General features: G+C 67.8%; 14 protein-coding genes. 11 read left to right on the top strand and 3 right to left on the bottom strand.

Features of this window, described 5'->3' with window-relative positions:
- Positions 1-24 precede the first annotated feature (24 nt).
- On the bottom strand, positions 25-1,050 hold the full coding sequence (locus QM714_RS13335) for a ketopantoate reductase family protein (RefSeq protein WP_415101355.1): 1,026 nt from the start codon (positions 1,048-1,050) through the stop codon (positions 25-27).
- 128 nt (positions 1,051-1,178) lie between these two features.
- Here QM714_RS13335 and QM714_RS13330 point away from each other — a divergent pair, with 128 nt between their 5' ends.
- From QM714_RS13330 to QM714_RS13315, 4 genes are read left to right on the top strand one after another with little or no spacing between them, the layout of a single operon-like run.
- Positions 1,179-1,616 carry a cupin domain-containing protein gene (locus tag QM714_RS13330; RefSeq protein WP_415101353.1) on the top strand — a complete coding sequence of 146 codons (438 nt, stop codon included), beginning with the start codon at positions 1,179-1,181 and terminating at the stop codon, positions 1,614-1,616.
- Positions 1,613-2,527, top strand: coding sequence for an NAD(P)-dependent oxidoreductase (locus QM714_RS13325; protein WP_415101351.1), 915 nt, complete (start codon positions 1,613-1,615; stop codon positions 2,525-2,527). Before QM714_RS13330 ends, QM714_RS13325 begins: the two co-directional genes overlap by 4 nt.
- Positions 2,524-3,639 carry a zinc-dependent alcohol dehydrogenase gene (locus tag QM714_RS13320; protein WP_415101349.1) on the top strand — a complete coding sequence of 372 codons (1,116 nt, stop codon included), beginning with the start codon at positions 2,524-2,526 and terminating at the stop codon, positions 3,637-3,639. The genes QM714_RS13325 and QM714_RS13320 overlap by 4 nt, the downstream gene beginning before the upstream one ends.
- Positions 3,640-3,680: 41 nt before the next feature.
- Complete coding sequence (locus QM714_RS13315; RefSeq protein ID WP_415101347.1) at positions 3,681-4,280, top strand: helix-turn-helix domain-containing protein; 600 nt, start codon at positions 3,681-3,683, stop codon at positions 4,278-4,280.
- Here QM714_RS13315 and QM714_RS13310 read toward each other — a convergent pair.
- Complete coding sequence (locus QM714_RS13310; protein ID WP_415101345.1) at positions 4,265-4,567, bottom strand: Dabb family protein; 303 nt, start codon at positions 4,565-4,567, stop codon at positions 4,265-4,267. The two genes, QM714_RS13315 and QM714_RS13310, sit on opposite strands and share 16 nt — an antisense overlap.
- 73 nt (positions 4,568-4,640) lie before the next feature.
- On the opposite strand from QM714_RS13310, the gene QM714_RS13305 reads away from it, so the two are divergent.
- Positions 4,641-5,669: a ketopantoate reductase family protein gene (locus QM714_RS13305; RefSeq protein WP_415101343.1), complete on the top strand. Its 1,029-nt coding sequence runs from the start codon at positions 4,641-4,643 to the stop codon at positions 5,667-5,669.
- A 9-nt stretch (positions 5,670-5,678) separates the two neighbouring features.
- Here QM714_RS13305 and QM714_RS13300 read toward each other — a convergent pair whose 3' ends face one another.
- On the bottom strand, positions 5,679-6,707 hold the full coding sequence (locus QM714_RS13300) for a LacI family DNA-binding transcriptional regulator (protein ID WP_415101341.1): 1,029 nt from the start codon (positions 6,705-6,707) through the stop codon (positions 5,679-5,681).
- A 188-nt stretch (positions 6,708-6,895) separates the two neighbouring features.
- Here QM714_RS13300 and QM714_RS13295 point away from each other — a divergent pair, with 188 nt between their 5' ends.
- The 6 genes from QM714_RS13295 to QM714_RS13270 all read left to right on the top strand — a co-directional run bounded on the left by QM714_RS13295 (position 6,896) and on the right by QM714_RS13270 (position 14,401).
- Complete coding sequence (locus QM714_RS13295) at positions 6,896-7,966, top strand: sugar ABC transporter substrate-binding protein (protein WP_415101339.1); 1,071 nt, start codon at positions 6,896-6,898, stop codon at positions 7,964-7,966.
- Between the two features lie 8 nt (positions 7,967-7,974).
- On the top strand, positions 7,975-9,474 hold the full coding sequence (locus QM714_RS13290) for a sugar ABC transporter ATP-binding protein (RefSeq protein WP_415101337.1): 1,500 nt from the start codon (positions 7,975-7,977) through the stop codon (positions 9,472-9,474).
- A gap of 78 nt (positions 9,475-9,552) precedes the next feature.
- Positions 9,553-10,578, top strand: coding sequence for an ABC transporter permease (locus QM714_RS13285; RefSeq protein ID WP_415101335.1), 1,026 nt, complete (start codon positions 9,553-9,555; stop codon positions 10,576-10,578).
- Positions 10,579-10,756: 178 nt separating this feature from the next.
- Entirely contained in the window at positions 10,757-12,331 is a 1,575-nt protein-coding gene (locus QM714_RS13280) for a sugar ABC transporter ATP-binding protein (RefSeq protein ID WP_415101333.1), read from the top strand.
- The gene (locus tag QM714_RS13275; RefSeq protein ID WP_415101331.1) at positions 12,328-13,341 is read left to right on the top strand and encodes an ABC transporter permease; all 1,014 of its coding nucleotides are present in this window, start codon (positions 12,328-12,330) and stop codon (positions 13,339-13,341) included. The genes QM714_RS13280 and QM714_RS13275 overlap by 4 nt, the downstream gene beginning before the upstream one ends.
- A complete protein-coding gene (locus QM714_RS13270) occupies positions 13,334-14,401 on the top strand; it encodes an ABC transporter permease (protein ID WP_415101329.1) in 1,068 nt (355 codons plus the stop codon). The genes QM714_RS13275 and QM714_RS13270 overlap by 8 nt, the downstream gene beginning before the upstream one ends.
- Position 14,402: the final 1 nt, after the last annotated feature.

Raw genomic sequence — 14,402 nt, 5'->3', positions numbered from 1 at the left:
GCCAGCGGCCGCGGCCCATCCGCGTCACAGCGGCGCGAGGAGCAGCTCAGCGTTCTCGACCCCGGGTCGCAACTCGCCGTTCTCGATGCGGTGCGCGACCTCCACCGTACGGGCGTTCGCCGGGGCGCTGCCCCCCAGGATGGCACGCTGCTGGACGACGTAGCCGTTGAGCTCGTCGACCTCGCTGTGACGTCCCTTGCGCCAGTCCTGAAGGACCGTGGTGAGGGTGTGCGGGAGCGACCAGTGCGTGTACACGGCGTCCAGCATCCGTTCGACGAAGAGCTCCGGCTGGTCGGGGTCCACCTCCTCCAGGCCGAAGATAGGGACGATGCGGTGACCCAGGTCGACCGAGGTCCGCACCGCCTCTTTGCCCGCCCTGATCATGAAGTCGTGCATGCCGGGGACCTGGGCGGCCTGGAGCAGCGGCAGGTCGAGGCATGCGGATGTAACGAGCTCGGCGGAGTTGACCACCAGCTTCATCCACTTCGCGGAGCGGATGTCGTCGACGACCGCCACCGTCCCGGCGTTGCCCAACAGCCCGGCCACTTCCTGTGCCCGCCCGACGGTCGCCGGGTCGATACCTCCCAGGGCGAACCAGGTACCCGAGACGGGGGTGTGCCGGTCGACGACCCCGGGTTCGAACATTGCGGCGGCGATCTCGATGACGCTACCGAGCGTCCGCTCGGGGCCGACGACTTCGGCCATCACATCTACGGTCATGCCGTTCTGCAACCCCACGACGAGGGCGTCGGGCGCCAGGTACGGCTTGATGAGTTCGCATGCCCAGCGCGTGTCGTAGGCGTTGACCACCACGAAGACGACGTCGAAACGGTCCCGCAGCGTGGCCACGTCACAAAGGTGCAGGGCGCGGACCGTGGTGACGTCTGCGCCGTCGGGGGTCTCCTGGCGGACGCCTTCGGTCCGCATCCTCTCGACGTTGGCCGGCCACTGGTCGATCAGGGTCACGTCGAGGCCCGCCCGACTCAGATCCGCCCCGACCGCGGCGCCGTTGGCGCCGGTGCCGAGGACGGCGATCTTCTGGTGCGACATGTCGATCGGGCTCCTGTCGAGACTGGTGGGCGCGAGCCCGAGTGTTTAGTATGACTGAACACTAGCAAGGGTCGGCTGTCGAAGGAAGACGGGCCGACCCAACGGAAAGAAGACCGGGAGACACCGAAATGACCAGTGACCAAACCCAGCCCACGACCGCCGAGCGGTACCGCGTGTCGTCCGACGCGGTCGCTCCCGACGGCAACCTCCTCGCCGAAGACGGTTGGATCGACATGGAGGTGCGGTGGCTGATCACCGCAGACTCCGTCGGCGCACGGCAGACCGTGGTCGGCCGAACCGTGCTCCAGCCCGGCTCGAAGCACGACATCCACCGCCACCCGCACGCCGAAGAATGGGAGTACGTCGTCTCCGGGACCGCCGTCAAGCACGTCGGTCCCGACTCGGTCCGACTCAAGGCGGGCGATGTGGTCTTCGTGCCGGCCAACGTGTTCCACGGTCTGGAGAACGCATCGACCACCGAACCGGTGGTGACGATCTGGGGCTACAGCGGCGCCGCGACCCTGGACGCAGCCGGCTACGAACTCCCGAGCGAGGAGCACGCATGAGCGAGACCACGGTCGCCTGGGTCGGCCTCGGGCGCATGGGCGTCGTGATGGCCGGTCGCCTCCTCGCAGCCGACACACCCCTGTCCGTCTGGAACCGGACGGCAGCCAAGTGCGCCCCTCTCGTCGAACTCGGCGCCACCCAACTGCACTCCGTCGCCGACGCCGCGAGCAGCGACGTCGTGTTCTCCATGGTGCTCGACGACGGTGCCCTCGCCGCCCTCCACGACCCGGCCACCGGCCTATTCTCCGGACCGCCTGCCCAGCGATCGGTACGCGTCTGGATCGACGGGTCCACGGTGTCCCCCGTGGCAGCCGAGACCGCCGCCGCCGCCGCCGCAGCCGCCGGTGTCGCCTACGTCTCGGCGCCCATCAGCGGCAACCCCGGCGTCGTCGAGTCCGGGAACGCCATCTTCGCCGTCTCCGGCGACCCAGCCGCCCTCGACACCGCCGAGGAACTGTGCCTGCGTATCGGCCGCCTCGTCCATCGGGTCGGGTCACGCGCCGAGGCCAACGTGGTGAAGCTGTGCACCAACGCCCTGCTGGCGGTCACCATGCAGACCATCGCCGAGATCGCCGTCCTCGCCGACAAGGTCGGCGTCTCCCGAGCAGCGCTGATGGGCTTCGTGAACGAGAGCGCAATCGGGTCACCGTTCAGCCGCTACAAGACCGCCAACATGGTGGAGCTCGAGTTCCCCACCACCTTCACGGCCCAAGGACAACGCAAGGACATCCGACTCGCGCTCGAACTCGCCCGCCAGGCCGAGGTGCCGATGCCCGTCCTGTCCGAGACCGAGGTCGCATTCTCGCGTCTGGTCGGCTCCGGCCTCGGAGAAGGGCTCGACTTCGCGACGCTCGTATTGAACGCCGCCCGCGACGCGGGCCACACCCTCCAGCCTGAGGAGCTGACATGACCCTCCCCGAGATGATGCGGGCCGCCGTCTACCACGGACGGGAAGACATCCGCTTCGAACAAGTCCCTGCCCCGCGACCGGGCGCAGGGGAACTCCTGCTCGAGGTCGGAACCGCCGGTGTCTGCGGCTCGGACGTGGGCGAGTGGGCCCACGGACCGCAACAGCACTGGTTCGACGCACCCCACCCCGCGACCGGCCACCAGGGCCCGATCATCCCCGGCCACGAGTTCAGCGGCACCGTGGTGGCCGTGGGCGACGGCGTCGACCAGAACTGGCTCGGAACCCGTGTCGCGTCCTGTGGTTCGGTCGCCTGCGGCCGATGCGACGCGTGCACCCGCGGACAGTCCAACCAGTGCAAGTGGTACGCCGGAGTCGGCCTGCACCGCCACGGGGCCCTGGCCGAATACGTCGTCACCCCAACCGAGAATTGTCTGTCGATCGAAGGCACCGGACTCTCCCTCGACGAGGCGGCACTGTGCCAACCCATGTCGATCGCGGTGCACAACGTCTCGCGGGCCGGCGGCGTCGAGGGCCAGACCGTCGTCGTCCTGGGCGTCGGCGGGATCGGCACATTCTTGGTTTACGCCCTCGCGGAGAGCGGCGCGCACGTGACGGCGGCCGACATCGATCCCGAGCGGCTCCGGCTGGCCACCGAACTCGGCGCCGAGCGCACCGTTCTCGTGAGCGGCTCCTCCGAGGACCCCGAGGTGATCCGGGCTGCCCTCGGCCAGGACGACCTGCGGGTCGTGTTCGAGGTGAGCGGCTCCCGGGGCGGCGTGCTCAACGCGCTCACTCTCGCGCCGCGCGGCTGCCGTGTGGTGCTCGTCGGCATCCAGAAGGCGCCGGTCGAGGTCGACCTGGGGACCGTGACGATGGAAGAGAAGATCCTGATCGGCACCAACGCGTTGGTCCGGGAGGTCGACTTCCCCCGGGCAGTCGAACTCGTCGCGCGTCGCGCGGGCCGGTGGGCCCTGCTGGCCCCTCGGGTCGTTCCCCTGGATAGCTACGTCGAGGAGGCGCTCCGCCCGATGAGCATGGGGTGCCCGAAGGCGGTCAAGACTTTGGTCGACCCCCGTGGCGGCGCCGCACGCCCGCTGCGGACCGGGCCTTGACGCCTCGGTCCGCACCCACTCGGACGCTAGCCTCCTCGGTCATGGACGGATTGTTGGGTCCGCGGTTGCGTGCCGCTCGCGAAGCGCGGGGGTGGACTCTGCGCTCGGTCGCCGCGACCGTCGGCATCTCGCCCAGTCTCCTGTCCCAAGTCGAGACCGGGAAGATCCATCCGTCGGTGAGCACGCTCTACGCGTTGGTCAGCCACCTCGGCGTTTCCATTGACGAACTCCTCGGTCACGCGGTGACCGGATCTGTGACCGGCCCGGGTGTGGGGGTCCGGGCCGTGCTCCGTGCCGAGGACACGCCCCGCATCGCCATGGAGAACGGAGTCACCTGGGACCGCTTGGCGGTTGATGGCAGGGGCCTGGTCGACCCGCTCCTCACGACGTATGCGCCCGGCGGGTCCAGTTCGGTAGACGGGCGTTCGATGCGTCATCCGGGGATCGAATACGGCTATCTCATCAGCGGTGAACTGACGCTACGGCTCGAGGACGAGGCGACGGTGTTGAAGGCGGGCGACTCGATGTGCTTCGACTCGCAACGCCCGCACCTGTATGTCAACCACACCGACGAGGAGACCCGGGGGATCTGGTTCGTGGTGGGCGGCCCGAGCGAACCCGACGGTCAGCCGATCTCGTAGTCGACGACGGCCCGGGCGGAGGCGACTCCGTCGACCCAGGCGATGACGGCCCGGTGTCGGGCGTCGCTGGCGTAGCTCGCCAGCGCCGCCCGGTTCTGGTGGTGTGAGACGAGCGCGACGTCCCAGTGGCCGTCGACTTCGCCGAGGTCAGGCCGTACCTGGAGATCGTCGACGCCCGGTACCACCCCCACCAGCGCTTCGAGGCGGGCGCCGAGCTCGGCTGCGTCACGGTCGCGCTGGGCAATGTCGTCGGCGGCGAGGCGGAAGAGAACGATGTGTCGGATCACGGAGGGTCGCTTTCAATTGGGTGTTCAGTGTAACTTAACAGTCTCGGTGTCTCAGCGACAGGAGTGAGCAGGTATGGGTCGACGTATTGCCGTGCTCGGCGCGGGTGCCAACGGCGCCTCCGTCGGAGCCGACCTCACGATGGCCGGCGAAGACGTCGTCCTCATCGAGCAATGGCCCGAGCACGTCGAGGCGATGCGAGCCCACGGCGTGCGCATCAACACCCCCGGCGACAGCACCGTGGTCCCCGTCCGCACCCTGCACCTGTGCGAAGTAGCCACCCTCCGACACCGCTTCGACGTCGTGCTGATGCTGATGAAGGCCTACGACTCGACCTGGGCCGCCCACCTCCTTGAGCCCTACCTGGCCGAGGACGGCCTCCTGGTCGGCGTCCAGAACGGCATGTCCGTCGACACCATCGCGCGTGCGGTAGGTGGGCACCGCACACTCGGATGCGTCATCGAGATCACGTCCATGATGTTCGAGCCAGGTGTCGTGGAGCGCCACTCGCCCTATGACCGGTCATGGTTCGCTGTCGGGAGCCTCGACCCGTCCACCCATGGCAGAGAAGATGAGGTCGCGTCCCTCCTGCGGCACGTCGGACGAGTCGAAATCGTCGACGACATCCGCGCCGCGAAGTGGATGAAGATCGTCAGCAACGCCACCACGCTGGTGACCAGCGCCATCCTCGACCTGCCGCTCCTCGAAGCGGCACGGATCCCGCAGATGCGCGAACTGATGCTGCGGTCCGGGCGTGAGGCCCTGGACGCGACCGTGTCGCTCGGCAATCCGGTTCTCCCGATCTTCGGCCTCAGCAAAGACGACGTCGTCGACCACGAACGGGTCCCCGAGACCCTGCTCGACGCGCTCCTTCAGGGATTCGTGCTCCCGGAGTCGAAGACCACGATCCTCCAGGACTGGATGAAAGGGCGCCGCAGCGAAGTCGACGACATCAACGGGCTGGTCGCACGGACCCACCGCGAACTCGGCGGTCGTGCACCGGCGAACGGCGCCGTCGTCGAAGTCGCCCATCGCATCGAACGAGGCTCCGTGGTCCCCGGCCCCGACAACCTCGTGCTCCTGCTGGAACTGGAGGCGCGCTGATCGATTGGCTCAGCCGGGCGCGGGACCCGTCGAGCCCCGCAACTTCAGGTCAGGCTTCATCTGGCGGACCTCGGCGGCCGGACGGCCACCGCTCGCCTGGATCTGGGAGAGCAGCAACTGGGCCGCGCTTCTCCCCATCTCATACTTGGGCACGCTCACCGTCGACAGCGGTGGCGCCGTGTGATCTAGGAACTGGCTGTCGTTGACACCGATGACCGAAACGTCACCGGGGCAGCTCCGACCCGACTCCGCCAACGCCGACAGGCAGCCCAGCGCGATCATGTCGTTCGCAGCAACGATCCCGGTGATGTCCGGATGCTCCTCGAGCAACCGTCCGCATGCGATCCGGCCGGCCTCGATGGAGAACTGGGCGCTCTCCAAGACCGTCGCACTCACACCGCTCGCCCGTTTCGTCGCCCGCAGGAAGGCCTGCCGGCGGCTGACCGCGGTGGAGACGGTGCGCGGGCCGGCCACGTGGGCGATCCTGCGATGTCCGAGGCCGTAGAGCGCGTCCACCGCCATCTCGATGGCCTCCTCGTCGTCGAGCATCACGCCGGACACCTTCAGGCCGTCCACGTCGCGGCTGACCAGCACCATGGGCATCCCGGTCGCGGCCAGCTCGACCAAGGACGGGTGCTTGCGTTTGGCCGTCATGACGATCAGACCGTCGACCTGCCGCTCGCGGAGCGTCTCCAGGACGCGGGTCTCCTTCGCGGCGTCGTTGTCGGTGTTTGCCACCAGCGCGACGTAGGACGCGACGCTCAACTCGTCCTCCACCCCCCGGACGATCGGCGGGTAGAACGGGTTGGTCAGGTCGGGGATGAGCACGCCGACGGTGAGCGAGCGATTGGTGCGGAGACTGCGGGCGATCGGATTCACCCGGTAGCCGAGCTCCGCCGCGGCAGCGAGCACCCGCTCCGCCGTCGCCACCTTTACCTGGCTCCGCGTCGCCGGGTTGATGGCGCGTGAAGCCGTCCCGGGGTGCACCTTCGCGGCACGCGCGACGTCGCGCAGAGTCACAATCGTTTGTTCACTCATCTTGTCCTCATCCTGCCAGACGCCGGGTATGTCCGCCATCCGCCCGCGTGACGAGCGCTCGTCGGCCTCTCAACGAGGCCTCGGACGGACCCTTGACATGACCAGCATCACACCATAGGTTCGCGTTACTGCAAAGGATTGCAGTGTCTCGGGCAGGCACCGTCAACGAACTCACTCAGGAGCAGCACGTGCCCAGTTACCACGCCTCAATCTCAAGGCCTCGCCGCCGGTCGATCGCGCTCGCCGCCGTCGGCATCGCGGGTGCTCTGAGTCTCACGCTGGCCGGCTGCGGCGGCAGCGCCGACGGCACATCCGGAGGATCCGGCTCGACACAGGTCGGATACTCCGCTCCGTTCCTATCCGCCCAGTTCGAGGTCGTCCTCCAAGACACGGTCCTCCAGCAGGCGAAGGACTCCTCACTCGACTTCCTGTCCCCGACCAATGCCGACTCTGACTCGGGCCAGCAGATCACCGACGTCGCCAACCTCATCTCGGCCGGCGCCAAGGGCCTCATCGTCGTCGCCAACGACAGCAAGGCGATCATCCCCGCGCTCGACCAGGCCAAGAGCGCAAACGTACCCGTCGTCGCCATCGACATCGGCCCCGACGGTGGCCACGTCGCCGCGATCGTGCGCGCCGACAACGTCGGCATGGGCGAGATGGCATGCAAGGCCATGGCCGACGCCATCGGCGGCGAAGGCAAAGTCCTGTCCCTCATGGGCGCCGAGACGTCCATCAACGGCCGCGAGCGCAGCCAGGGGTTCCACGACTGCATCACGCAGAACTACCCGAACATCACGCTCATCGAACGACCCACCGACTGGGACCCGACCAAGCAGGCGAACGCCCTGCAGACGGTGCTCGCAGCCAACCCCGACCTCAAGGGAGTCTTCCAGCAGTCCGACTACGCACTGTCGCCCACGCTGAACGTCCTCAAGACCGCTGGGCGGGACGCGAAGGTCGGAGAGGACGGCCACATCTTCGACATCAGCATCGACGGCACCCCCCAGGCCCTCGACCTGGTCCGCCAGGGCGTGCTCGACGCCGCCATCTCCCAGCCCCTAGGCGGCTACGCCAAGTACGGCCTCCAGTACCTCCAGGACGCGCTGGCAGGTAAGGAGATCCCGCTCGGACCGACCGATCACGACAGCAAGGTGGTGGAGTTCAACGGGAACCCCATGGACCTCCTGCCGGCCGTCCTGGTCACCAAGGACAATGTCGACGACTCCAGCCTCTGGGGCAACCAGGCAGATCAGTGAGCTCCGTCTTGAACGACTCGATCCGGCCAGCCTCCGACCCCCGGTCACGACCGGCTCCCGGAGACAGCCCCCCAGCGCTGGTCCGTGTCGCCGGAGTCAGCAAGCGGTACGGCGCCACCCAGGCCCTCCGCGACGTGTCGGTCGACGTCCACTCCGGACGTTCGCACGCCCTCGTCGGTCGCAACGGCGCGGGCAAGTCCACGCTGGTCAAGATCCTCACTGGTCTGGAAGTCCCGGACACCGGGGTGGTCGAGTTCGAGGGCGTTCCCGCGCCGCCGATCGCGCGCCGACGCGAATGGGCCGGCAACGTCGCGTGTGTGCACCAGCGGTCGATGATCGTGCCCGACCTCAGTGTGCTCGAGAACCTGATGCTCGACCGCATCGCGCAGGGCGGGTCGCGCGTACATTGGCGTCCCATGCGGCGTGAGGCCGTAGAGCTGATGGACGAATGGGACCTACGCATCCCCCTGGACGCCCCAGCCCGCGACCTGACGGTCGGAGAACGACAACTGCTTGAGATAGCACGCTCCCTGCGCGGTGGCAGCCGGTTCATCGTGATGGACGAACCGACGTCGCAGCTACAGGCGCGCGAGATCGAGGTGCTGTTCGGGCACATGGACCGGCTCAAGCGCGACGGTGTCACGTTCCTCTACATCTCACATCACCTCTCCGAGATCTTCGAGGTCTGCGACGCCGCGACTGTGCTGCGCGACGGGCGCCACATCATCACCACACCGATCGAGACGCTGAGTCGAAACGATCTGGTGGAGGCGATGGTCGGTGCCACGACGCTGCAGGCCGGTGGTTCACCAGTAGCCCCGCAGGACACGGCTGGAGGGGTGGACGACGAGCACGCCCCCGCCGGGCCGATCGTCCTGAGCGTCGAAGGCCTCACGATCGCAGGCGCCTTCCGAGACGTGACTTTGGACGTACGTCGGGGAGAACGTGTCGGCGTCGCCGGAATCGCCGGCTGCGGCAAGGTGGAACTGGCCGCCGCGATCGCGGGCCTTGAGCGGCCGGATGCCGGCAACGTCGCCGTCGAAGGTCGCCGTCCGGCCCCCGGCCGCATCGACGCTGCGATCCGCGAAGGGATCAGCTACGTGCCCGAGGACCGCCACCACAACGGCTTCTGCGCGAATCTGTCCATCGAGGAGAACCTGACGAGCACGGTCCTCCCGCGGCTGTCGCGTTGGGGGCTGGTCAGTAAGTCGAGGCGATCGCAGATGGCCAGTCGCCTCTTCGAGGAACTCGACATCAAGGCCAGTTCGTTGGCCCAGCTCGCCGGCGAGCTCTCCGGTGGCAACCAGCAGAAGCTTCGCCCTCGGGCGCGCGTTGGCCTCGGACCCCGCGGTCCTCGTGCTCGCTACGCCTACAGCCGGCATCGATGTCGCGGCCAAGGAACTGATCTTCGACCACGTCCGTCGACAGGAGTGCGCCGTCCTGATCGTCTCCGACGATCTGGAGGAGTTGGCCCTGTGCGACCGGGTGCTGGTCATGTTCGACGGTGAGATCCGCACCGAGTTGGGCCCGCGTCGAAGTGACGACCAACTCGTGTCCGCCATGGAAGGAGTGGGAGCGTGACGAGCTTGGAGACGACGACGATGGACGGGCGAGCGGGCGCGTCGCGCAGCGAAATCTGGCGGCATCTGCGCCGATGGGCGAAGCAGGATCAGGTCGCCCTCGTGCCGGTGTTGGTGATCGCACTGGTTGTAGGGTCGGCGCTCCAGCCGGCGTTCATGACCCAGACGAACATGATCAATGTCCTTCGGCAGTCCTCCGAGCTGTCGGTGGTGGTCCTCGCCGAGACCCTGATCTTATTGACGGGCCGGTTCGATCTGTCGCTCGAGTCGACCGTCGGGCTGGCCCCCATGGTGGGCGCCTGGCTCGTATGCCCGGTCGCGATCGGTGGGTCCGGTTTCGGGCTGAATCCCTGGCTGGCGTTGCTCGCCATGTTCGCCACCGGCGCAGTGGTCGGCGCGGTGAACGGTGCGCTCATCGTCGGGCTACGTCTCAACGCGTTCATGGCGACGCTCGCCATGCTGATCCTGTTGCGCGGTATCACAATCGGTCTGAGCGACGGCAAGACGCTGTATGACCTCCCGGCCAGCTTCACCTACATCGGCTCTGCCTCCTGGTTAGGTGTGCCGACTTCCGTATGGATCGCCGGCGTCCTGTATCTCCTCGTCGGACTGTTCTTGCGCTACCACCGGGTGGGGCGCGCGGTCTACGCGATCGGTGGCAACAGCGAGGCAGCCCGGGCAGCCGGCATCCGCAGGGACCGGATCGTGGTCGGCGTGTACGTGGCCGGGGGAGGCCTGGCCGTCGTGGCCGGTCTCATGCTCGCCGGACGCCTCGCGTCGGTGACCTCCAGCCAGGGCCAGAACATGATCTTCACGGTGTTCGCTGCTGCCGTGATCGGACGCATCAGCCTTAACGGTGGGCGGGGGACGGTCCTGGGGGCACTGCTCGGTGTCCTCCTGTTGGGCTTGGTGTCCAACATCCTCACGCTCTCCAACATCCAGCCGTTCTGGATCAACGCCGCGTTCGGGGCGATCATCCTGCTGGCCCTGATCGTCGCCCGCTTCACGACCGGCGAGAAGGACCAGGCCTAGCACTTTCTGAACGCGCGCCGCGGCCGACTCCTCTCGGGGGTCGGCCGCAGCGTTGTCTTTCGGTGGCGTCCGGTCGGATCCGTGCTCGGGGGCTCTTGACTACAACCGATTGCAGTTCTAGCCTCTACAAACGATTGCATAAGTGACCGCCGCCACTCGAAAGGGCCATCAGGTGACAATGCCTACGCCGGAGGCGAGCACGAAGACCTCGATCCCAGCCGCGCAGCCTGTTCTCGCCTTGGTCGGCGTCGACCGCGTCTTCGGAGCGACGCACGCCGTGCGGGAACTCGACCTCGAACTGCACGCCGGCACCGTCCACTCGCTCGTAGGAGAGAACGGCGCCGGCAAAAGCACCGCCGGAAAGATCGCGGCCGGGGTCATCCCGCCCAGCCGCGGCCACGTAGAACTGTTCGGCGAAGCCCGCCACTACCGCTCCGCCCGCGACGCCGAGGCCGACGGCGTCGTCCTGGTCCCCCAGGAACTCCTCCTCTACGACTCCCTCAGTGTCGAAGACAACATGTTCGCAGGACGGCGGCGCCCCCGCACCGCCTACGGAACACTGTCCTCGACCCGCATGCGCCGCGACGTCGACGACGCCCTAGGCCGCCTCGGTCTCGCCCTCGACCGCCGAGCCAGGGTCGGAGAACTCTCGCCCGGCATGAAGCAGCTCGTGACCATCGCCCGAGCGCTCGTGAACCAGGCCAAGGTGCTCGTCCTCGACGAACCGACAGCCGCGCTCGACGAGTGGGAGGCACAGCGCCTGCTCGAAGTCGTCGACGGACTGCGCCGAGAAGGAGTCGCGATCCTCTACGTCTCCCACCGCCTCCATGAGGTGATGGCCGTATCCGACGTCGTCTCCGTCCTACGTGACGGAGCGCTCGTCCGTACCGCGCCCATCCAGGAGTTCGACCAAGAGTCCCTCGTGGAAGACATGCTCGGACGCGAGGTCCTCGCACGGGAACAGACGCAGGGCCGAGTCACCGGGGACGTGATCCTGGAGACCCGCGACCTGTGCCGCGCCGGCGACTTCGACCAAGTCTCCCTGAGCGTCCGGCGGGGCGAGGTCGTCGGGCTCGCCGGGATCGTCGGCGCCGGTCGCAGCGAGCTCGGTCAGGCGATCTGCGGCATCAACCGACGCACCGGGGGCGAAGTCCGCCTCGACGGCGAACAGCTGCAACTCACCGGCGTGCGCAGCGCGACGCAGAAACGAATCGCCTACGTGCCCGAGGAACGCCAGTCACAAGGACTGTTCATGGACTTCACGGTCGAAGACAACGTCGCAATGTCCTCACTGGGACGTCTCGGCCCACATGGCACCGTGCTCCCACGACGCGTACGGACACTGGCCACACAAGCACTCGCCGGCCTGGCGCTGCGTGGTCGACTCCAAGACCGCGTCGGCTCCCTGTCCGGCGGCAACCAGCAGAAGGTCCTCCTCGCCAAGTGGCTCGCCACCAAGCCGGAGATGCTGGTCCTAGATGAACCGACGCGCGGTATCGACATCGGAGCGCGGGCAGAGATCTACGCGATCATCGACCAGCTCGCGGCCTCCGGGTGCGGCGTACTGCTGATCTCCTCAGACCTGCAAGAACTCCTCCAACTCGCCGACCGGATCCTCGTCATGCGCGAAGGTCGACTGGTCGGGGACTTCTCCGGAGACGCCATGACCGAGAGCGCAGTCGGTCGGGCCGCCCTCGGAGTCGAAGGTGGCGAGGGCACGCTGGCAGCCCGGGCCGAGCAGGTGACCCTGTGAGCGCCTTGACGGCCGACACCGGCCGACGACACCGCCAGGCAGGCCACGGGATCCGCGCCCGATGGGTCAGCGGCGTCGACGCCGGCGCGCTGGGCGTGCTCCTCTGCCTGATCGTCATCTTCTCGGCGGTCGCACCCGGTTTCGCCACCGTGGACAACGCGCGCAGCATCGGGATCTCGATCGCGGTCGTGGCCTGCCTGGCGATCGGACAGAACCTGGTGATCATGACCGGCGAGATCGACGTATCGGTCGGGTCGATCGTCGCGCTCGCCGGCTTCGTCGCCGGACCAGTCGGCGTGCGGACCGAGAACCTGTTCCTCACCGTGGTGTGCTCCCTCGCGATCGGGGCGGCCGCCGGCCTCGTCAACGGGCTACTCGTCGCATACACGCCGGTGCCGTCCATAGTCGTCACCCTCGGCACGCTCTACGTCTTCCAGGGCCTAGCCCTGATCCGCTCCGACAGCCACAACATCGTGTCGTTCCCGGCGAGTGCGAGTTCTTTCGGCAGCGGCAACCTGCTCGGCGTGCCCCGAGGCCTCATGGTCGTCTTGGCCGCCTTCTTGATCCTGCTCCTCGTCCGCCGGCACACCAACTGGGGCCGCGATCTGCTCCCCACGGGCGAGCACCGGGCCGCGGCCCGGACCATGGGCGTCCGGGTCCGCGCGGAGTTGGTCGGCGTGTACATCGCCTCAGGGCTGGCGGCCGGCCTCGGGACCGTCATCTACCTCGGCGCAGTCGGGGGCATGCAGACATCAATCGTGGACAGCAACCTGGCGCTACAGGTCATCGCCGCCTGCGCGGTCGGCGGTACCTCGATCGAGGGTGGTCGGGGCACCGATCTCGCACCGCTGACCGGCGCGGCCATCGTTGGCGTCATCACCGCGGGGGTCGTGATCCTCGGAGTGCCTGGCGTTTGGATCTCGTGCGCCTACGGCGCATGCCTGCTCTTGGCCGTCGCGCGTGACCGTATCCGCGACCTGGCGCTCTCACGGAGGAGGACCCGTGGCTGATTCGTTGTCGGCACCCACCACACTCGACCGACGCAGTGAGCGCATCCGCGCCACCGCGGGCCGGTCGGCCGGCCTGGCCGTCCTACTGCTGGCCTGTGTCGTATTCTTCTCGGCCTCGTCACCGTACTTCGCGACGACATCCAACGCGTTCACCCTCTTCCGCATCGCGTCCGAGGCCGGCCTAATCGCAATCGGAATGTCCCTGGTGATCGCCTCCGGGGGGATCGACCTATCCGTCGGCGCGATCTTCAGCCTGTCGTCGGTCACGTTGGGCGTCTTGTTCAGCCACGGAGTACCGATCTCCAGGTGCGTGGCAGTGGCGGCGCTCGTCGGCCTCGGGTGCGGCCTGCTCAACGGACTGATCGTGGTGGTGCTGCGCATCCATCCCCTGCTGGTCACTCTCGGTACGCTCGCGCTCTTCCGTGGCCTGGCGCTCGGCATCTCGAACGGCTCAGGCATCGCGGGATTCCCGACGTCCTTCGAGGTCGTCGGACAGGGCTACGTCAGTATCGTCCCGGCCCAATGCCTGCTGTGGCTCGCAGTGATCGCTGTTGCCGTATTCGTCACGACACGCACCGCTGCCGGACGCAGCCTCGTCGCCGTCGGTGCCAACGAGACAGCCGCCCGATTCAGCGGGGTCCGAGTCGCGCTCGCACGCCTCACCGTCTACGGCGTCGCCGGGTTGCTCAGCGGCATCGCAGCAGTGATCTACACCTCGCGGGTGCTGTCCTCGCGCGCAGACGCCGGCAACGGCCTCGAGCTGCTCGCGATCGCGGCAGTGGTCGTCGGCGGCGCCTCGATCCAAGGCGGCCAGATCTCGATCGTCCGCACGACCCTCGCCGTGATCGCGATCGCGACGATCCCCAACGGCTTCGTCCTCTCTGGCTACAGCACGAGCTGGCAGTACGTCGCTATCGGCTTGGTCATGATCGTCGCCGTCGTCTTCAACGAAGGCCTCGCCACCCGGGTCTTCAACTTCGTCGCGCGGCGCCGCGCCGCGCCCCCCGAACCCTCTCGGGACCGACTAGAAAAGGAAGAAGCACATGTGGAGCACGGATAGC

It is taken from the genome of Nocardioides sp., assembly GCF_047602075.1.
Lineage (GTDB): Bacteria > Actinomycetota > Actinomycetes > Propionibacteriales > Nocardioidaceae > Nocardioides.
The sequence above is the reverse complement of the archived record's forward strand: the minus strand, read 5'-3'. Positions and strand labels throughout refer to the sequence as shown.

Bases quoted from the DNA above. Each gene is read 5' to 3' on its own strand.
- QM714_RS13335 (WP_415101355.1), bottom strand. From the start codon at position 1,050: ATGTCGCACCAGAAGATCGCCGTCCTCGGCACCGGCGCCAACGGCGCC.
- QM714_RS13330 (WP_415101353.1), top strand. From the start codon at position 1,179: ATGACCAGTGACCAAACCCAGCCCACGACCGCCGAGCGGTACCGCGTG.
- QM714_RS13325 (WP_415101351.1), top strand. From the start codon at position 1,613: ATGAGCGAGACCACGGTCGCCTGGGTCGGCCTCGGGCGCATGGGCGTC.
- QM714_RS13320 (WP_415101349.1), top strand. From the start codon at position 2,524: ATGACCCTCCCCGAGATGATGCGGGCCGCCGTCTACCACGGACGGGAA.
- QM714_RS13315 (WP_415101347.1), top strand. From the start codon at position 3,681: ATGGACGGATTGTTGGGTCCGCGGTTGCGTGCCGCTCGCGAAGCGCGG.
- QM714_RS13305 (WP_415101343.1), top strand. From the start codon at position 4,641: ATGGGTCGACGTATTGCCGTGCTCGGCGCGGGTGCCAACGGCGCCTCC.
- QM714_RS13300 (WP_415101341.1), bottom strand. From the start codon at position 6,707: ATGAGTGAACAAACGATTGTGACTCTGCGCGACGTCGCGCGTGCCGCG.
- QM714_RS13280 (WP_415101333.1), top strand. From the start codon at position 10,757: ATGCCTACGCCGGAGGCGAGCACGAAGACCTCGATCCCAGCCGCGCAG.